This window comes from Lysinibacillus sp. GW823-FHT06C08, from assembly GCF_058795135.1.
Window position 1 is genome coordinate 218,950 of sequence record NZ_JBXAHN010000004.1, and the last position, 20,723, is coordinate 239,672.

Below are 20,723 nucleotides of genomic sequence, written 5' to 3' on the forward strand. Positions count from 1 at the left end.
GGATTACAAAAAACCCCACCGATTAAAGCCCATTTCTTTATTACATGTCCACAAAGAACTTTTTATACCACACTAGGAATACATAGGCTGTCCAAATATAACGACCTCGGTTTGCTTTTCCTTCATAGTGTTCATCTAAATAGCCAACTAATTGTTTTGTATCAAAAAATTCATTGGCAAAGTCAGTAGTAAACATTTCTTTTACCATGTTGTAATACTTTTCTTCACGTAACCAGTGACGAATTGGTACTGGGAAGCCTAACTTCGGACGTTTAGCCCATTCTTCTGGTAATTCTTGATGTGCAGCTTGGCGCAGAACATATTTTGTATCAATGTCGTTGACGCGATATTGAGAAGGAATATTTTTAGCTAATTCCATTACTTCTTTATCTAAGAATGGTACACGTAATTCAATCGAATGCGCCATACTCATCTTGTCAGCTTTTAATAAAATATCGCCTGGCATCCAAAGATTTAAATCTAAATACTGCATTTTCGTCACATCATCTTCGCCTGGTACTTCGTCATAAATACGTTTTGTAATAGATTTTACAGATGGTGCATTTTTATAGTCAGGTTTTAGAACATTAATTGCATCTACTTCATCCCAAACTACTGCTTCCCCTATAAAGCGTTCCTCTACCGTTTGACCACCTTTTATAAGGAAGTTCGTATATTGGCTTTTAGGTAGAGCTTCCGCGATTCCACGTAACGTTTTACGAACACCCAATGGAAGTTTTTCATATTTTTGCATTCTTCCTGAGTTTTGATACCAAGAGTAGCCACCGAAAATTTCATCCGCACCTTCACCTGATAGTACAACTGTTACATCTTTAGAGGCTAGCTCTGAAAGGAAGTACAGAGGTACAGAAGAAGGATTCGATTGTGGCTCATCCATATGCCATTGGATTTTTGGAAGAGCTTCAAAACACTCATCTGCCGTAATATATTTACGTTCATTTTGAATATTTAACGTATCAGATAAATCTTTAGCTAGGTTCGTTTCATTAAACATATCTTCATAATCAGCAAACCCAACTGAGAATGATTTATCTGGACGTAATAAGGACGTAATATAACTTGAGTCAATACCACCTGATAAGAATGAACCAACTTTTACATCACTGATTTTATGAGCTTCTACTGATTCTTTAACAGTTGAACGAATTTCTTCAATGTATTTTTCAATGGATGCTTCTTTAGCATGGAATTTTTTATCCCAATATTGCACAATTTGCTTTTTGCCATTTTGAATGAGCATATAGTGTGCTGGTGGTAATTTAAAGACCCCTTTAAAGAATGTCTCATCCATCGAAGAATATTGGAATGTTAAATAAGGACGTAATGCCTTTTTATTTAATTCTTTAATAAATGAAGGATGTGGTAAAAATGATTTAATTTCAGAGCCAAAAATAAACGTACCATCTGTTGTATGTTCAGAGTAATACAATGGTTTAATACCAAAACCATCACGAGCAATGAATTGTAAATCATTCTTTTTATCCCAAATACAGAAAGCAAACATACCACGTAGCTTTTTCACAAAGTCTACACCATACTCTACATAGCCATAAATAATAACTTCACTATCTGATTGCGTTTTAAAAGTATGTCCTTTTTCAATAAGATCTGCACGCAGCTCTTGGAAGTTAAAAATCTCTCCATTGAATACAAGCACAATATTGCCGTCTTCACTATATAATGGCTGATTCGCTACATCTGATAAATCAATAATACTTAATCGTCTAAATCCTAACGTTACTGTATCGTCACTGTGAATACCACCACTATCTGGCCCGCGGTGAATAATTGTATTCATCATATTTTCAATTGTTTGATGATGATCAATCACATTTGTTCCATTAATATAACCTATAAATCCGCACATTCTATTTTTCACCTCATAATTTAGTGCATAACCTTTACCATAATAGCATGAAAAGACATTCATTTCATGCTGACTATGCTAATAAAGGAAACTTTCATCGATATAATTGTATAACAAAATTTATTGTGTTTCATTCTACTATAAAATACCCTTCAATACGAAGGAAGGGATAAAGAATTATAAAACACTTTGCTATTATTTTCAATGTCAAAGAAGCCCCTACTCTATATAGACTTCATGTATAATAGGAAAGATTCCTAAATTGAAAAGAAAGTGAGTTTCTAACTATGTATGATGTAATCGTGATCGGTGGTGGCCCATCTGGTTTAATGGCGGCGATTGCTGCTGGAGAGCGGAAAAAGAAAGTTTTATTGTTAGAAAAAGGTGCAAAACTTGGAAAAAAATTAGCCATTTCTGGTGGCGGGCGCTGTAATGTGACCAATCGTTTGCCTGTTGAAGAAATCGTGAAGCATATACCTGGTAATGGTCGTTTTCTTTATAGTCCTTTTACCGTTTATAATAATGAAGATATTATCGCATTTTTTGAAGGGCTTGGTGTTGCTCTAAAAGAAGAGGATCATGGTAGAATGTTTCCTGTATCTAACCGTGCACAAGATGTTGTCGATGCGCTAATTCGTCAGCTTCAACGTTTACATGTTGAAGTTCGTTTACACACAGCCGTTAACAAGCTTGTCATGGATGAAGAAAAAATTCTCGGTGTCCGTCTTACAGATGGCTCCGAAATTCGTAGCCAAGCCGTCATTGTAGCCGTTGGTGGCAAGGCTGTCCCACAAACGGGATCGACAGGCGATGGCTATCCATGGGCAGAGCGAGCTGGCCATACAATTACAACTTTATTCCCAACAGAAGTCCCTGTTATCTCGAAAGAGGACTTCATTCAAGCACGTGAACTACAGGGTCTAGCCTTACGTGATGTTGCTGTCTCTGTGCTAAACAAAAAAGGTAAGGTACTCGTTACCCATCAAATGGACATGCTCTTTACACACTTTGGCTTAAGCGGTCCTGCCGTTTTACGCTGTAGCCAATTCGTTGTGAAAGAATTAATGAAAACAGGCTATGAGCCCGTAACAATGCGTATACAAACTTTAACTAATTATAATGAAGAAACATGTCTACAATATTTAAATAAGTTGATCAAAGAGGATCCGAAAAAAGCTGTGAAAAATATTTGGAAAGGCATCGCCCCAGAACGTTGGCTATTATTTTTATGTGAACAGGCAAATATCGATGTACAAGTAACGGGTGCCGAATTATCCCAAGATAAAATTCGTCAGCTAGCTCGTTTACTCGTTAACTTCACTTTGACAGTAAGTGGCACACAATCACTTGATAAAGCATTCGTTACAGGTGGTGGTGTCTCCGTAAAAGAAATTGAGCCAAAAACAATGGCTTCCAAGAGAAAAGAAGGCCTATTCTTCTGTGGTGAAATCCTAGATATTCACGGCTATACAGGAGGTTATAATATTACCTCTGCCCTTGTAACGGGACGTATTGCAGGAATGAATGCGGCATTATAATAATAGAAGAAAAAGCGTGTCCGGACAAAGCGGACACGCTTTTTTAGCTTTCACTAGACATATATACTTCTTCAAATGGCTGGATAATGACAAAGCCCTCACCCGAAAACGCCATCTGGATTGATTCGCCACTTCCACGACCAATAAATGTACGGAAGCTAATATCTGTTTTAAACTCAGGTGTTAAATTCCCTGACCACGCGACAGTGGCATGTGGGTCAGTATAAACCGTTTCACCTGGTTTTACTAATAATGTTAATGGTTCGAAGTGTGTTGTAATCGCTACTTTCCCTGTCCCTTGTAACGTTACATTAAATAAACCACCTGACATGATGCCAGCCATTTTTCGCATTAACCGTATATCCCAGTTGATGCTAGGCTCAAAAGCAAGTAGATCATTACCATTTACACAAAGACTGTCGTTTTTCAAATCAAAGACGGTTACTTTCTTACCTTGATCGGCTAAATAAAGTCTGCCCTTTCCACTTGCTTTCATCAATTGTGTACCTTCACCTGTTAAAGCCTTTTTAAACATCTTACCAAGTCCGTGCTCCAACACGCGCTCACGTTCAAATTTAATGTCTCCTGTATAGGAAATCATTGCGCCCATTTTGGACCATACTTCACCGTTTAAATTAACCTCTAATACACGCTCAGTTTCCAATTCAAAATAATCATTTTCTTGATCATCCTGCTGTGTTTTATGAACAAATTCATCTAAAGAAAATTTCCCCATAGTAGATCCCTCCCTAATTACTTTATATACGATTACTTTTGAGAAAAGATTCAAATTTTAGCGCTTTATCCCTTACCCCATCTTTCGTTACAAATTTTCTCTTTTAATAACGAAATTTTTTCATTTCCAGTAATGGTATTGACATCAGGTATGCACTGTTATACATTAAACGAGGAACCGATAATTGTTATATAACAATCAATGCAAAAAAATAACTATATAAGTGCCATGTGCGAAATGACACCTATACAGTTATCGCAAAAATAGATTATTGAGTAGCGGAAACGTCTCCAACATTTTGTGCCGCTTTTAAAGCAGTTTGTTTACGTACATCAGCACGTAATGTGATTGAAATGATTAATGAAGCAGCGATTAACCCTGCAAATACATAGAATACAGGAATATAGCTTCCATAAGCATTTTTGATAGTGCTTACTAACAACGGTCCGAAAATACCACCCAATGACCAAGTTGTTAATAAATAACCATGGATCACACCAAGTTGTTTCGTTCCAAATAAATCACTTGCAAAAGCAGGTAAATTTGAGAATCCTCCACCATAGCAACTAACGACTAAGAAAATAAGTGCTTGGAAAATAATCACGTTCGTTGTATGTGGTAAAACGATAAATGTAATTAGCTGTGCTGTAAAGAAAATAACAAATACATTTGAACGTCCAATATAATCAGATACAGCGGCCCAAATTAAACGACCACCACCATTAAATAACCCCATGATTCCTACCATCGCTGCAGCTCCTGCAACTGATAGCCCGACAATTTCCTGCGCCATAGGTGAGGCAACAGAAATCATCATAATTCCTGCAGTAACATTCACTAAATGCATAGACCATAGCATCCAGAAATGCTTTGTTTTGACAGCCTCACGTGCTGACATAACTGCTAAATCTTTCTTTACTACTTCTTTGCCGTTATCGGCTGCTGCCTTCATATTAGCTGGCATATAACCAGGCTTAGGCGGCGCTATATATGAAGCCCCTAAAATCATTAACGTGAAATAACTTGCCCCTAAAATAAAGTATGTTGTAGAGATGCCAACTGCCTCCATTAAGTTGGCTGCGACTGGCGCTGTAATTAGTGCACCAGATCCAAAACCAAGTACGGCCATCCCTGTTGCTAGACCTCGTCGATCTGGGAACCATTTTACAAGCGTTGATACTGGCGCAATATAACCAATCCCCATACCTAATCCACTAAGTACGCCATATGTTAACCAGTACAACACGACCGAATCCATTGAAATTGCAACTCCTGCACCAGCTTGTCCTGCTCCAAATAAGACCGCTGCTACCATCGCCGATTTACGTGGTCCCATCTTCTCTACTAAACTACCAAATAATGCAGCTGAAAACCCAGCAAGCCCCATCATAATGGTAAAGGCAACCGTTACCTTTGTTTCACTCCATCCCATTTCTGTGACAATCGGTATCTTGTATACACTGTATGCATAGGCTCCACCGATTGAAAGGTGAATAGCGATTGCAGATAATGCAATTAACCATCTATTTTTATTCATAAATTCTCATTTCTCCCCTCTTTTGCTACCTGTGAAAATTCTATGAACGTCCATGTTAAACAATTTACCACTTAGAATTATTCAAATGCAAGATGTTTTTCTAAAAAATATTATTTCTCCAAAAAGTATTTTGTTTTTCCATTAATATTTTTCATTAAATAAACCCTACATTTTCTAAGCAAAACAGCGTTTATACTACAAAAAGCATAACACCTTTTAGCTATTATTACTTTTCTACTCTATTTTACAAATAACCATTAATTATATCAAAATAATTATTTTTGTGCATAATTTCACATTCAACAGATACATACGTCTCTTTTTACCATTTTTAACAGGAGGCAACAACACTTGAAATACAGCAAATGCATTACACATAATATAGAAATTTTTAGAATAAGAGAGAATTTCACAATAGAAAAAGACAAATTTTTTATTTTTAAAAATATCCTTAAAAATGGTATAACACCTCTTTTTTTACTTTAAATTGTAAAATAATATTTTTATAACAATACAGTGAATGTATAATTTTTAAACCACTTTCAATTTTCCTTCATTTTTATTATTCAAATATATATTTTTTTCAACTAAAATTGAACGTTTAACACTCTGAGTCACAATGAATTGCTTCTATCAGGTTATAAATATGCTAGAACAAGTCCATTTTTCGTGAAATATTATTTTTGTAAAAAAACAAAACATATACAAAAAAAACAGCATGCTAGAAATATTTCCAACATACTGTACAAAATAATAGATTTTTTAAGTTGTTTTTCTTTTCATAAAAAGCAAAGTTCTTATTTCCTTATAGTAAATACATAGCAGAATTCCTAGTAAAATCAATAAGGAGCCATATACTTGGACACTTGTAGGAAATTGCTTTAAAAAAATCGCACTTAATAGCATAGCGATAGCTGGCTCAAAATTCAATAATAGCGAAGCATTCGTTGAGCCAATCTCCTTCATTTTTTGATTCCAAAGTAAATTACTAATCCCATGAATAATAACCGCTGATAAAATGAGCAGCATCCAATAAGAGTATGTTACTTGCCAATTTATTCGTGTCCACATCGTAAACGAAAATGGGACAAGCACCAGCAAACCGATTAGATTTGTATAAAAGGTGATGGACTGGGCTGATAATTTCAGACTGAGATGATTCACAATAATAAGAAATAAGGCAAAGCTTAGCATCGTAATTAAACTTAGCACCTCTCCCTTTCCAATAGAAATGGTGATGAGGGCTCCTTTAGTAATGATGAGGCCAACTCCTATAAATGAAATGATTGCCCCTAACCAAAATATACCGTTTCGTGATTCATGATAAATCATTTTATTTAGTAAAGATGTGACAATCGGTGCGCAGGCTAAAATTAATGCCGCGGTAATAGGAGAGGTATGCTGGAGACTTGCATAGAAGCTATAGTGATTGACGGAAACACCTAGTATTCCTGCAATGATCAGCAACAGTAGGTCATTGCGTGTAAACGTTGTACGAATAATTGCCTTCCAACTAATGCAGCCTAAAAATAGAACAATGACCATTAATCTAAAAATAGCAACCATGATCGGAGACCAATGTTCAATTAAAATAGAGCCAATAATAAAGTTACTGGCCCAAAAAAATACACAGCTAAATAAAATCATATAGATCGTTAGTTGCTTCATATTTATCGCACCTGTATATAAGAGACTTCTACATAGTTCATGATCAACTCTTTTAAAAATCTACTTCCCTTTCTTGTATTTCTTCCTATCTATTAAAACATAAGTATAGCAAACTAGAAAATTTCTAGTTTGCTATAGTATCTAAATAAGGGGGATTTAGATTGATACTTAATGGATAAACTTGCCTTTTGACATTACCACCCGTTTTGATGGCTTACGTGCAATGACTTCAGCGCTAGAAACGGCGTCAAAGAAAACAAAGCTTGCTTCATCTTGCACGCTTGGCCAAACCTTTTGACCATTGGCATCCAATGGTGTGACACCATTTGTAATGTATTTTAATGTTTGTCGAATAGAACGCTCATCTAGCTTACGGGTATTGTCCGCAAAAGTCGTTGCTTTTTCTAAAATATCTCCAGAGCCATATGGACTCCATGAATCATAAAAACCATCACAACCAAAGTGAACATCTACTCCATGCTCTGTTAGTAAATCAATGGGTGGGATTAATCGTCTTAAATCAAATGGCACCGTTGACATAATTTTTACTTGCTGCTGCGCTAGACGATCTGCAATTTTATGCTGTTCCAAAGCTGTTACATCCCCAAGAGAAAAGGCATGACTAATAGCCGTTCTCCCTTGATAGTTTGCATCCTCTACAATATCGATCCATTTATCGATTGTATAATAGCCAACATGACCACCATCATGTAGGTGAATATCAACATCTACGTTAAATTCTTGTGCGATATTCATGACTTCATAAAGAGAAGGCTCTATTGAATTATCAATACCAGCAGGATCTAGCCCACCAATCATCGTTGCCCCATTGCGCAAGGCTTCACGTAATAATTTAGGCACATCGTCTTTTAGTAAGCCATGCTGTGGAAAGGCAATGACTTCTGATGTCACAACATCTTTATAATCTTCCAATGCTTCTAGCACACCCTCTAAGTTTTTTAAGCCAATGTACGGATCGATATTGACATGTGTACGGATATGATTGGCACCATTATGGAGGATTTTCTCAATCATGGCTGCAGCTCGTTGTTTCCCAGTCGTTGCAAGGACCGATAATTCTTGTGCTTCACGACCCAAGCGTTCTTTCAAGTTTTTTACAGGCACACATGCTTTCCACGGTAAAGATAAGTATGTCTTATCTAAGTGATTATGCATTTCTTTAAAGGCTGGTAATAGCAGCTTCCCTTTCATATCTGTTACTTCATCTAGAGAGTCAATTGTTTGTGTTGCTGGTACAATTTGAGAAATAAAGCCATCCGTAATTTCAAGGTGAAAAAGCTCCACCTTTGTACCGATAGTATCATTTTCTTTTAGATATTCTCCTGTTTCAAGTAGAACATTTGTAAGCCAGTGCTTCATCTGTATTCTCCTTTCAACTCTCCAACTTCCTGTTGGTGAATAATATGTCCTTGTGAAATAACTGTAGAAATAGGGCATCTTCTTGCTACAACATGCGCAGTACTAATTCCATCTACTAAAAGCATATTGGCTTTATCACCAACCCGTGGCCAAACACGTTCTCCTGCATCATTCAATGGAGTAATGCCACCCGAAGCATATTTCCAAGCGCGACTTAATGAATATTCATCAATAAAACGGAATCTCTCCGCCATTACATTTAACTTCATAATGGTGTTTCCTGTACCATAAGGAGACCAATGATCTGTTAAACTATCATGTCCAACAGAAACTTTTACACCATTGTTATAAAGGTATGGAATAGGTATCGTCGAGCGATTAATATCCGTTGGTACCGTTGTTGTAACATCCATTTGAACAGCAGCCATCGCCTGAACTAAGTTTTCTAATCTTGATTGTTCTAAATCCGCAAGCGCCATTGCATGACTAATTGTAACTTGTCCTTCTTTTTTCGCCTGTTTGGTTAATTCGATTAGTTTATAAAATTCAAATTCACCTAAAGTATTAGCTGTATGAATATGAATATCAATCCCAGCCTGATAGTCTTGAGCAATAGCCATCGTTGTTTGCAATGACTTCTCAATATTTCTATCTACAATGGATGGGTCAACTCCTCCAACAAGCGTTGCCCCCATTGCCATCGCCTCACGGATCAGTCCTTCCACATTAGAGCGCAGTAAACCATGCTGTGGGAAAGCCACAATATCATAAGTAATTTGATCTTGATATGTTTCTAATACTTGCTTTGTAATTTCAATATGCTTGGTCCCAATTTGTGGGTCCACATTACAATGCGACCGTATATGTGTATGTCCTTGTGAAATTAACCACTTAACCATTTCCTCAGCCCGATAAGCCGCGGTCGGTAATTGTTTAGGAAGCAACGTTTGTTCTTCCTCGATGCGCGTTAATATCCCTTTTGTAATAGGTCTTGGCGCCTGCCACTCTCCACCAAAATAAGTTTTATCTATATGAATATGCATTTCTCGGAAAGATGGTACTAATAATTGCTTCTGAGCATCTACTATCTCTACATCGCCATCGACTACTATATTCTTATCTATTTGTTGAACATATCCATCTACAATTAGAACATCATAAATAGCAGTACGCGTTGCAACAATGCGTTCATTTTCATGCTCAAATGCCTCTTCTAATCTCACATTTTTCAGCAGTAATTTATTCATAGTTTCCTCCTCATTGGTATTTGTAGGTTTCACCAAGTTTGATTATTCTACAATTTCAACGCCACTGATCATCGTATAGTTAGATGCATCTAACCAGAACCCTTTAACAGCATTACTGTAAACAGCTAAATGCTCGTAGTTACGAACTGGAATATACACAGCATCATCTAACTCCATTTGCATTGCTTTTTTGTAGATTTCATTACGTGCCTCTTGATTTGATTCAGAACGTCCTTGCTCAATTAGCTTGTCTATTTCTGGATTTGAATAGTAGAAATGGTTTCCTGGAGGTCCCATAGAAGCCGTATGGAATAGATTAAATTGGTTATAATCAGCATCTCCAGTTGCATTACCCCAGCCACTAATAAATATTTGGTGTTGTTCTTTCGTAATTTCAGAAATAAATGCGCCGTATTCCATTACTTGAATATCAACGTCTAGACCAATGCCCTTCAATTGAGATTGAATAACCTCTGCCATATTAATACGCTCTTTACGGTCGCTCGTTAGTAATTTAACTTTTGTTCCTTCTTTAACACCCGCTTCTTTTAGTAGTTCTTTTGCTTTTACTACATCATAATCATATGGCTTTGTTTCACTAGAATAACCGATAATTTTTGGACTCATTGCGGAATTGGCAAGTGTGCCTACATTATCATAAATACCGCTAATAATTGCTTCACGGTCCACTGCATAACTAATTGCTTGACGCACTTTAACATCTGATAACAGTTCATCCTTCACATTGAAACCAATGAATTCTACTGCCAATCCTTCTGCACGGAATAGATTCATAGTTGACGAATTTTCAATACGATCAATTTCAGTTACTGGTACTTGCTCAGCGATATGCGCTTCTCCGCTTTCAATCATCGCTAAACGTGTAGAATCCTCGGGTACTACTTTAAATGTTACTTTATCTACTTTTGGTACCGTACCCCAATAGTATTTGTTTGAATTTAATGTAATTTCTTGACCCGATTTCCAAGCATCAAATACAAATGGACCTGTCCCTACTGGATGTGTTGCTAATTCATCTGCCGCTTCTGCAATAGCTTTCGGGCTAATCATACTACCTTCCTGACTTGCTAAAATTGATAAAAGTGGTGCATATGGCTCCTTTAATTTCATCGTGACAACATACGTATCATCGACTACTACTTCACTAATCATTGATAATTTATCACGCTGTGGTGAACCAGTCTCTGGATCTAAAATGCGATCGAATGTAGCTTTTACAGCTTCCGCATTAAAATCAGCTCCATCATGGAATTTAATGCCTTCATTTAAATTAAACGTCCATGTGACATCATCTTTTTGTTCCCACTCTTTTGCAAGTAATGGAGCAATTTTACGATCTCTATCAAAAGCAACAAGTGTTTCATATACTTTGCCATGAATTATATTCGCTGAAGGGATATCAGTAATAAAGTGAGGATCCAGGCTTGTTGCATCTGATGCTCTTAAAACAACTAATTCCCCTCCTACACTTTTCGATCCCTCATTGGAACCTTCAGCACTCTTATTACTAGCAGTTGAGCATGCCTGCAAAACTAGAACAGTAATTAGTGTCATCAATAAAAAAACCTTCATTCTCTTCATAAACATTTCCTCCTTTTATGTTTTCGTCCTTACATTTCGAATTATAAAGAAATAAAATTCACTTGTTTTTTAAAATCTTTACTTGTTTTTTAAATTTTCTGACTAATACCTTCTAAAATATTTACATTCTTTACGCTTTTCACTAAATTGAAATCAAATCAAATAGAAAAGGAGTTTCATTATGGATAAAGTAACTACTACTATAGACCATGCTGTTTTAGTGAATGCACGTAAAGCTTCTAGAAAAAAGAATCTTGTCTCGTTCCTAAACAAAATCAAAAAAAATAAGGCCGCTGTCGCAGGGGGTATCATCATTCTTCTCTATATATTGATGTTTCTTATCGGGCCAATTATAGCTCCTTATGATCCATTCGATGTTCAGTTAGATCAAAAATTACAAGGACCCAGTTTAGATCATTTAATGGGGACAGATGACAAAGGACGAGATATTTTAAGTCGAATATTATATGGCTCCCGTTTATCTCTTGGTGTTGGTATTTCAGCCGTGTTATTTGGTGGAACAATTGGGACAATCCTCGGCCTTATCTCTGGCTACTATGGAAGATGGATTGATTCGATTATTAGTCGTATTTTAGATATCATGCTTGCCTTTCCAGGTATATTACTAGCTTTAGCGATTGTCAGCGCATTAGGACCAAGTCTTATTAATGTAACTATTGCTGTTGGATTCTTTTCCATCCCTATGTTTGCCCGTATTGTACGTGGATCGACAATGGAAGTAAAAAAATTAGAATATATCGATGCTGTTAAAACACTCGGTGCGAATGATATGACCATATTAATCAAGCATATCTTCCCGAATATTTTATCACCTATTATTGTCCAAGCATCTATGCGTTTAGCAACAGCCATTTTATCTGCTGCAGGTCTGTCATTCTTAGGATTAGGTGCACAACCGCCATCTCCTGAATGGGGTGCCATGCTATCCAATGGGAGGGATTTTCTTTTTACGGCCCCATATATGGCCCTTTTCCCAGGTATTATGATTTCCATCCTTGTTCTAGGATTTAACCTATTCGGAGATGGTTTACGAGATGCTTTAGATCCAAGAATGAAAAATTAAAGGAGAGAAGTTATATGACATTATTTATCCTAAAACGACTTGCTCAAATTATCCCCGTGACGCTCGGTGTAACGCTTGTTGTTTTTCTAATTATGCAAATGATTCCAGGCGATCCGGCCATCATTTTAGCTGGTGAAGGAGCTTCACAAGAAACCGTTAATGAATTGCGTGAAAATTTAGGACTGAATAAGCCTTTAGCTATTCAATATACAGATTACATTAAAAATCTTTTACAAGGTGACATGGGTCATTCTTTAAAAAATAATCAACCTGTATTTGAAGAAATTACGGCTCGTTTACCAATTACAATTGAGCTGGCCTTTTATAGTATTTTAATTACTATTGTTCTCGGGCTGATTGCCGGCATCATCTCAGCAATCCGCCCTTATTCCTTCATGGATGTTGGTTTAATGATTGTGGCATTATTAGGAATCTCGCTCCCTAGTTTCTGGTTAGGTATTTTATTAATGTACGTTTTCTCCGTTCAGTTACATTGGCTACCTGTTGCAGGCTGGGACAGTGCTAAACATATTATTCTACCTGCGGTTACACTCGGCGCAGGTGGTGCTGCCATCGTTGCACGTATGACACGTTCAAGTATGTTAGAAGTCGTCAATCAAGATTATATTCGAACGGCTAAAGCTAAAGGCTTAAAAGGTTATATTATCATTTTAAAGCATGCATTAAGGAATGCTTTAATTCCAGTTATTACAGTAGTAGGCTTACAGTTTGGTAGTTTACTTGGCGGCACAGTATTAGTAGAATCTGTTTTCGCCGTGAACGGATTAGGTCGAATGATTGTCGATGCAATTCGTACACGAGATATACCAATCGTTCAAGGAGGCGTGCTAGTCGCTTCATTAATATTCGTATTCATTAATCTTTTCGTCGATATTTTGTATCGAATCTTTAATAAACGGATGGATTTAAACTAGGGAGGGAAAAAACAGATGAAACAAGATACAGTGTTAGAAGTTAAGAATTTACAAACTTTTTTTTATTCGAGTGAGGGAGTCGCTAAAGCTGTGGACGGTGTTTCCTTTACACTTCAAAAAGGAGAAACACTGGGCATTGTCGGAGAATCTGGTTGTGGGAAATCCATGACTTCCCTATCACTACTTCGATTAGTCCCTTCACCCCCTGGCAAAATTGTTAATGGTGAAATTCTTTTAAACAATACAGACATCTTGAAATTATCAGATGAAGAATTACGTAAAATTCGAGGCAATAAAATATCAATGATTTTCCAAGAGCCTATGACAAGCTTAAATCCTGTGCTATCCGTTGGTGAACAAATCGCTGAATCCATTCGTTTACACCAAGGTTTATCACGTAAAGAAGCATGGCAAAAAGCGGTGGATATGATTCGCCTAGTTGGCATTCCAGCCCCTGAAAAAAGAGCGAAACAAGAGCCGTATCAGCTAAGTGGCGGGATGCGTCAACGTATTATGATAGCGATGGCACTTGCTTGTACGCCAGATGTTTTAATTGCTGACGAACCGACGACTGCCTTAGATGTAACCATTCAAGCTCAAATTATTGATATTATTCAAAATTTGCAAAAGCAGTTAGGAATGAGCATTATCTTCATTACCCATGATCTTGGTGTTGTAGCTGAGATTTGCGATAAAATCGCCGTTATGTATGCAGGGCAGGTTGTAGAGGAAGGCACAACTGATAGCCTTTTTGAAAAACCATTACATCCTTATACTAATGGTTTAATTCAATCCTTGCCAAAACTATATGAGGATCAAGAGGAATTATCTACTATTCATGGAACCGTTCCAAGTCCATATCATTATCCAATTGGCTGCCGCTATGCAGAACGCTGTCCATTTGCTACAGACTTATGCCTTGAAAAACAGCCTGAACTTCTTACGATTGAGCCAGGGAAAAAGGTAAGATGCTGGATGTACAGTAAGGAATGGCAGGGAGCAACACTTATGGAGGAGATGACCTTATGATAAAAGAGCAGCAAGCACAGCCACTATTACAAGTAAATAATTTAAAACAACATTTTTCCTTAAAAAAAGAAAAACTCTTCGGTCCACAGCAGGTGGTTAAAGCGGTGGACGGTGTTTCCTTTGAGATTATGCCTGGTGAAACACTTAGTATTGTTGGAGAATCTGGCTGCGGTAAATCAACGACAGGTCGCTCTATTTTAAGATTAGATGAGCCTACATCTGGAGAAGTGTTATTATTCGGCAAAAATTTAGTAACGATGAATAAAAAAGAGCTGCGAGTAGCACGCAAGGACATTCAAATAATTTTCCAAGATCCTTATGCATCTCTGAACCCAAGACGCACCATTCGCAAAATGTTAACAGAGGCCATGTCTATTCAAAAAATAGTTCCTCCAGAGCAGCAAGAGGCACGCATGATTGAATTAATGTCACTTGTTGGACTGCGACCAGAATATTTAGAGCGTTATCCACATGAATTTTCTGGTGGGCAACGTCAACGTATTGGGATCGCAAGAGCACTTGCGGTCAATCCCAAAATTATTATTTGTGATGAATCAGTTTCTGCCCTGGACGTATCTATCCAAGCACAAATTTTAAATTTACTGAAACAGCTACAAAAAGATTTAGATTTAACCTTTTTATTTATCTCACATGATTTAAGTGTGGTGCGCCATATATCAGACCGGATAATGGTTATGTATCTTGGAAAAGTCGTAGAAATTGCTGATAAGCAATCCCTTTTCACCCAGCCGCATCACCCTTATACAAAAGCACTGTTTTCGTCGATTCCAGTCATTGATAAGGAGCATCGTAAGGAGCGTATTATTTTAAAGGGAGATCTACCATCACCGTTAAATCCCCCCACAGGCTGTAGCTTCCATACACGTTGTCCGTTCGCTACAGATAAATGTAAAGCAGAGGTGCCCGCTTTACGGGAAATTACGGCAACCCATAAGGTAGCTTGCCATTTTGCAGAAAATTTAGTTTAATGTAACTTACACTTATAAATTCAATGGAGAGGTCATTATGTTACAACTAGAAACCTTCAACATATATATTCTCCTATGTGTAATCGCTCCAATTATTGGAGCTTTTCTGCTTACTTTTATATTTATTTTCGAAAAACAAATTGATAGCCTAGAGGAAGAAAAAAGAAATTTAGAGCTAAAGCAAGATTTACAAAGAGCCAATATTCTTCAGCTAAATCAGCAAATACAGCCCCATTTCTTTTTTAACGCATTAAATTCATTACTGAGCCTAGCCCGTATCAATCGAAAGGAAGATTTGGTAGCGGGCATTGAGGCCTTAGCAACGTTTTTTAAATTTAAATATAATAATCATGAGGTGTTAATTGCTTTAAAAAACGAGGTGCTATTTGTCGATAGCTATTTAAATATTCAACAGCTACGCTTTGGACATCGTTTGACGGTCCATAAGTATGTTGATGATGCAGCATTATCTGTACAAATACCACCATTTATTCTCCAGACCATTATTGAAAATGCATATAAACATGGCTTTGAAAAGCATATAGGACCTGCTGAACTTTTCATTTATATAAAGAAAATGGACAAGTTTTTATTAATAGAAATAAAAAATACACAACCATCAGAAAAGATAGAATCGGCTATTGAGCAAGTAGAAGATGAATTGCAGCAAGGTTATGGTCTTGAAAATATTAAAAAACGTCTCGAGCTTATTTATGGACTCGAAAGTATTTTATTTTCAATTCAAAACGATCAACATTTTTACACTGTAACGATCCATGTTCCCGCTTAGGCTTTCTACTAATTTGAATATGAAAGGAGAACCTCAACATGAATATATTAATCGCAGATGATGAGCCTTTAGAGCTTGAGCAAATGATTTATTTATTAAAGCCACATTTCCCTAATTGGACATTCCATACTGCTCAGGACGCTTCACAAGCTCTGCAATTAGCTAAAAAGCACCGTATGACTATCGCCTTTTTGGATATTCAAATGCCTGGGAAAGATGGAATCACTTTAAGTAAAGAGTTAAAAGAACTTTATGATGTAGACATTATAATGGTAACAGCCTATCAAACCTTTGAATATGCGCAGCAAGCGTTACGTATTGGAGTAAAGGACTATCTAACAAAGCCTGTTATTGCTAGTGAATTAAATGCTATTGTGGAGAAATATAAAGTATGGAGCTCTAACCATGATGCGATCCAAAGCGCCCTTTCCTATATTCATGAAAACTATCATGAAAAACTGAGTTTAAATATTATTGCTGAAAAAATCCATTTAAACCCTAGTTATTTAAGTCGTAAGTTTTTGGAGGAGCAATCCATCGGCATTAATGAATATATTAATAATTATCGCCTAGAGATGGCCGTGAAGAAAATAAGTGAAAATCTAGATGCTAGTATGTCAGCAATTGCGGAGAGCTGTGGTTTTAATAGCCAACACTATTTTAGTGTAGCTTTTAAGAAAAAATATAATCAATCACCTCGTCAATATAAATCGTCTAAAACGAGTAAAGGTAATTGAAGATATGCTAAAGAAATTTTCATTGCTCGTACCATTTGCAAGTTTAAGCACAGCAGCAGGTGTCATCATACTTTTAGCGAGATGGATTAATGGTAATTTACTATTGTCCTCTCCTTCTGCCCTTATTTCGTATGGCTTTATGGCGGGCATTTGTTATACATTAGCGACAGCCATTTCATTTGTCATACTGGGCTCATTATTAAAAAAGAGTGATTACACACAAAACCAGCATACACAAAGCTTTTTACTCTTTACGATACAGAAAAAATTGAGTGGTATGAATTTAAAAGTCATACGATTTTTTTACCTTTTAACAGGCATTGAACTTTGGTTAATACAATTAATAAGCATTAGTGTGTTATCTGAAATTATGTTAACCATACCAGTCCCCGTCACAATTTTGTTATTTTTGGTGGGCATGCTCCTCCTGGATCGCATGATGTCTGTGAAAAGTATATTGTGGCTAGAAATATTATTTATCATCGCTTTATTTTCTTTACTTATTTTTATCCCTATTTATTATTTTGTACAAAATGGTGCTAGCACCGTTTATGAAGGTATTCGCTTGTATCACCCTTATTTATTTTATTTTAAAAATAGTGAAATCCTGCTGTTCTATGTCATTATTCAACTAGCCGTTTTAGGACAAGTTCTCTTTGATAAATCAACATGGTATTTAATCGCCTTTATTAAGCCAAAAAAAGTAGGTCGCAGCCTGTTTTCTTCAGGTGTGATTTTAGCTTTATTAACGCTATCCTTTACAGCTATTTTAATGATTGCTTTATATAGTGGCTCATTTGGTCAGTTTCAAATTCTAATTTTTACGTTTTTATATGAAGTACAGCCTGGGTTTCTGACATTTGCTTTCCTTGTCATTGTACTGTTGGCCATTATCACAACCTTACTTGTGGATTTGCGGGCAACCAAACGATTTTTTGTGAAGAAAAGGCCCTATTACTTTTATCTAATTGGTCTACTCATCCTTTTATTTACCTTTTTCTTATCTATCGATTTAACGATTTTAGGAGTTATTTATTCTTTCGCATTTCTTCACATTACCATGCTACCGTTTATGTTTATTCTTTTATTTACGAATCGTCATATTCATAAACATAACTGGCTTGTCATACTGTTTTCCATCATCATAGGGATCGGTGTTGGTTTAAGCTTCAATGCTCTTTACGGATTAGCAGCTAGCTTTATGATATCTAGTATTTATCAATTAATGCTACAGACTGAAACGGAAGATAAAAACGCCTGAATTCGCAAAATAGCGGGTTCAGGCGTTTGTCTTCTGTAAAAAACGTTTTTTAAAGAATATCTTTGTTCGAAGCGATCCGGTTGACGATAATAGGCAAAAAATACATCTTGAACAATTTCCTCAGCTATCGTCCAGTCCTTTACATATAAATACGCCACTCGCACTCGTAAACAATATTCTCCATGCTCCTCCATGACCGCCTCTAAATGCTCACTCACCGTAACACCTCCAATGTATATTCACTTTATAGTCGTAATGATGGGTCATTTGGTTTCCAAAAAAAGAAATAATCTTTTCAAAAACTATGTTTCATTTAAACGATGGACATAATATTTCAAAAACATCACACAATAAAATATGTTTCCACATTTGAAGGTGATGTTATTTTGAATGGATGTGAACAACTTTATGCAAGAAGTAGTTTTGAGTTCCCCCATTCAGGGAAATCATCCTGTAAGTATGTCATATAAAGAAATGATTTAGTTGTTTTGATACTGGATTCGTCCTTTTCGTATGCCAAGTCGCATACTTTTTTTCTTTTAACTCTTGAATAGCTAGTTAAAAAACTGTTATAGTGAGATTGTTTGTCTGACGTCTGACAAATTAAGTTCTTTGGTTGTTCTGCAAATTTTTAGATGGAACATTTTGAGCAAAAGAATATTTGTTGTCTTGGATTCAAACGCCCTAAATTATACTTATGGAGGAATTTATGAAATACTTAATATCCCTTTGTGGATTGCTACTTGTTTTTGGTTTAGCTCTGTTAATGAGTAAAAACAAAAAAGAAATAAAATATAAATATATATTGATTATGTTAATCATTCAATTTATATTAGCGGCTTTACTTCTAAATACAACGATTGGTTATGTTCTAATCAAAGGAATAACAAATGTATTTGATCATTTATTATCCTACGCAAATACAGGTATATCATTTGTTTTTGGTGGTATAGCGAATGAAGGAGAATCTCCATTCTTCTTAGGTGTCTTATTACCAATTGTCTTTATATCTGTGTTAATCGGGATTTTACAGCATTTCAAAATCCTTCCTTTCCTCATGAGATGGATCGGTTATTTTTTAAGTAAAGTAAGTGGCATGGGAAAATTGGAGTCCTATAATGCTGTTGCTTCAGCAATGGTAGGTCAATCTGAGGTATTCATTACAGTCAAAAAACAATTAGACAAGGTCACTCCTCAGCGTATGTATACATTATGTGCATCCGCGATGTCGACCGTCTCTATGTCAGTTGTTGGCGCGTACATGACGATGATTGAACCAAAATATGTCGTAACGGCGATTGTTTTAAACTTATTTGGTGGTTTTATAATTGTTTCCATCATTAATCCGTATACCGTAAAAGAAGAGGAAGATATCTTAACCATTGAAGATGAGCAGAAGCAAGCTTTCTTCCAAATGCTTGGTGAATATATTATGGATGGCTTTAAGGTAGCCATCATTGTTGGAGCCATGCTGATTGGCTTCGTAGCATTAATGGATTTAATCAATTCATTGTTTGATATGATTATCGGTGTTTCTTTCCAAGAAATATTAGGCTATATCTTTGCACCAATTGCTTTCCTAATGGGTATCCCATGGGCAGATGCTGTTTCAGCTGGAGGAATAATGGCCACTAAATTAGTAACGAATGAATTTGTTGCTATGATCAACCTTGGAGAAATTGAGAACACAATGAGCGAACGTACGCTAGGTATTATTTCTGTATTCCTAGTATCCTTTGCTAACTTTTCATCCATTGGTATTATTTCTGGGGCAGTCAAAGGGTTAAATGAAAGACAAGGAAATGTTGTTGCACGTTTCGGCTTAAAGTTGCTTTATGGAGCGACACTTGTAAGTATTTTAACGGCAATAATTGTTGGCTTGATTATTTAAATTGAATATGGGACTATTTTTTAAACTGCACTCGATGGTTGGGTGCAGTTTTTCTGTATTGTAACTTCCTATCATCTCACTTTGGCAAGACAAAATAGATATGTGGACACGAGTATGCATTTCATTGTAATTTTATGACAAAGGAAATTTACTTGTAGTATAAGTAAAGGTGTGGGCACACGTGAACTGGAATAGCATAAAAAAGAACACTCATTTGTTTTAACTCTTAAACAAATGAGTGTTCTTTCAGCTTTTCAACGTTCTGAATAATAGTTTAAAGAGGTTCTGCTCTTGAATGGGATCTATCCATTCCTTCACTTCAAATACTAATTTAAAAAGGACAAAACATATTAGTGATATAAAATATGTTTTGTCCTTTGATTTATTTATCTTTTTTTAATTTAGGTTTTG

The 20,723-nt window shown here is 36.2% G+C and carries 17 protein-coding genes; 9 read left to right on the top strand and 8 right to left on the bottom strand.

Annotated features, from left to right (window positions below; genetic code table 11):
- Positions 1-40: 40 nt before the first annotated feature.
- Complete coding sequence (gene asnB / locus AC1Q6O_RS12720) at positions 41-1,888, bottom strand: asparagine synthase (glutamine-hydrolyzing) (RefSeq protein ID WP_089985632.1); 1,848 nt, start codon at positions 1,886-1,888, stop codon at positions 41-43.
- A 287-nt stretch (positions 1,889-2,175) separates the two neighbouring features.
- Here asnB and AC1Q6O_RS12725 point away from each other — a divergent pair, with 287 nt between their 5' ends.
- Positions 2,176-3,426 (top strand): BaiN/RdsA family NAD(P)/FAD-dependent oxidoreductase, encoded by a 1,251-nt coding sequence (locus AC1Q6O_RS12725; RefSeq protein ID WP_008176688.1) that lies wholly within the window; start codon positions 2,176-2,178, stop codon positions 3,424-3,426.
- Between the two features lie 43 nt (positions 3,427-3,469).
- Here AC1Q6O_RS12725 and AC1Q6O_RS12730 read toward each other — a convergent pair whose 3' ends face one another.
- The 6 genes from AC1Q6O_RS12730 to AC1Q6O_RS12755 form a co-directional block, all read right to left on the bottom strand.
- Positions 3,470-4,162, bottom strand: coding sequence for an AIM24 family protein (locus AC1Q6O_RS12730; protein ID WP_008176687.1), 693 nt, complete (start codon positions 4,160-4,162; stop codon positions 3,470-3,472).
- Positions 4,163-4,430: 268 nt separating this feature from the next.
- Positions 4,431-5,699 (bottom strand): L-lactate MFS transporter, encoded by a 1,269-nt coding sequence (locus AC1Q6O_RS12735; RefSeq protein WP_008176685.1) that lies wholly within the window; start codon positions 5,697-5,699, stop codon positions 4,431-4,433.
- Between the two features lie 762 nt (positions 5,700-6,461).
- Positions 6,462-7,367 (bottom strand): DMT family transporter, encoded by a 906-nt coding sequence (locus AC1Q6O_RS12740; protein ID WP_008176683.1) that lies wholly within the window; start codon positions 7,365-7,367, stop codon positions 6,462-6,464.
- Between the two features lie 168 nt (positions 7,368-7,535).
- Positions 7,536-8,747, bottom strand: a complete 1,212-nt coding sequence (locus AC1Q6O_RS12745; RefSeq protein ID WP_089985627.1) for an amidohydrolase — start codon at positions 8,745-8,747, stop codon at positions 7,536-7,538.
- Positions 8,744-9,994 (bottom strand): amidohydrolase family protein, encoded by a 1,251-nt coding sequence (locus AC1Q6O_RS12750; RefSeq protein ID WP_043990197.1) that lies wholly within the window; start codon positions 9,992-9,994, stop codon positions 8,744-8,746. The genes AC1Q6O_RS12745 and AC1Q6O_RS12750 overlap by 4 nt, the downstream gene beginning before the upstream one ends.
- 42 nt (positions 9,995-10,036) lie before the next feature.
- Positions 10,037-11,596, bottom strand: a complete 1,560-nt coding sequence (locus AC1Q6O_RS12755; RefSeq protein ID WP_492401408.1) for a glutathione ABC transporter substrate-binding protein — start codon at positions 11,594-11,596, stop codon at positions 10,037-10,039.
- Positions 11,597-11,777: 181 nt separating this feature from the next.
- Between AC1Q6O_RS12755 and AC1Q6O_RS12760 the strand changes: the two genes are divergently transcribed.
- The 7 genes from AC1Q6O_RS12760 to AC1Q6O_RS12790 are packed head-to-tail and all read left to right on the top strand — an operon-like array spanning position 11,778 to position 18,421.
- Positions 11,778-12,680: an ABC transporter permease gene (locus tag AC1Q6O_RS12760; RefSeq protein WP_008176675.1), complete on the top strand. Its 903-nt coding sequence runs from the start codon at positions 11,778-11,780 to the stop codon at positions 12,678-12,680.
- A gap of 14 nt (positions 12,681-12,694) precedes the next feature.
- A complete protein-coding gene (gene nikB, locus AC1Q6O_RS12765) occupies positions 12,695-13,615 on the top strand; it encodes a nickel ABC transporter permease (protein ID WP_008176673.1) in 921 nt (306 codons plus the stop codon).
- A gap of 15 nt (positions 13,616-13,630) precedes the next feature.
- Positions 13,631-14,644, top strand: a complete 1,014-nt coding sequence (locus tag AC1Q6O_RS12770) for an ABC transporter ATP-binding protein (protein ID WP_107922377.1) — start codon at positions 13,631-13,633, stop codon at positions 14,642-14,644.
- Positions 14,641-15,633 carry an ABC transporter ATP-binding protein gene (locus AC1Q6O_RS12775; protein ID WP_107922376.1) on the top strand — a complete coding sequence of 331 codons (993 nt, stop codon included), beginning with the start codon at positions 14,641-14,643 and terminating at the stop codon, positions 15,631-15,633. Before AC1Q6O_RS12770 ends, AC1Q6O_RS12775 begins: the two co-directional genes overlap by 4 nt.
- A gap of 37 nt (positions 15,634-15,670) precedes the next feature.
- Positions 15,671-16,423 (top strand): sensor histidine kinase, encoded by a 753-nt coding sequence (locus AC1Q6O_RS12780; RefSeq protein WP_008176667.1) that lies wholly within the window; start codon positions 15,671-15,673, stop codon positions 16,421-16,423.
- Between the two features lie 38 nt (positions 16,424-16,461).
- Entirely contained in the window at positions 16,462-17,160 is a 699-nt protein-coding gene (locus tag AC1Q6O_RS12785; protein ID WP_008176665.1) for a response regulator transcription factor, read from the top strand.
- Between the two features lie 4 nt (positions 17,161-17,164).
- Positions 17,165-18,421, top strand: coding sequence for a permease (locus AC1Q6O_RS12790; protein WP_107922375.1), 1,257 nt, complete (start codon positions 17,165-17,167; stop codon positions 18,419-18,421).
- Here AC1Q6O_RS12790 and AC1Q6O_RS12795 read toward each other — a convergent pair.
- On the bottom strand, positions 18,379-18,639 hold the full coding sequence (locus AC1Q6O_RS12795) for a sigma factor (protein WP_237068849.1): 261 nt from the start codon (positions 18,637-18,639) through the stop codon (positions 18,379-18,381). The two genes, AC1Q6O_RS12790 and AC1Q6O_RS12795, sit on opposite strands and share 43 nt — an antisense overlap.
- Before the next feature lie 491 nt (positions 18,640-19,130).
- On the opposite strand from AC1Q6O_RS12795, the gene AC1Q6O_RS12800 reads away from it, so the two are divergent.
- Complete coding sequence (locus AC1Q6O_RS12800) at positions 19,131-20,312, top strand: NupC/NupG family nucleoside CNT transporter (protein WP_043990191.1); 1,182 nt, start codon at positions 19,131-19,133, stop codon at positions 20,310-20,312.
- The last annotated feature ends 411 nt before the right edge of the window (positions 20,313-20,723 follow it).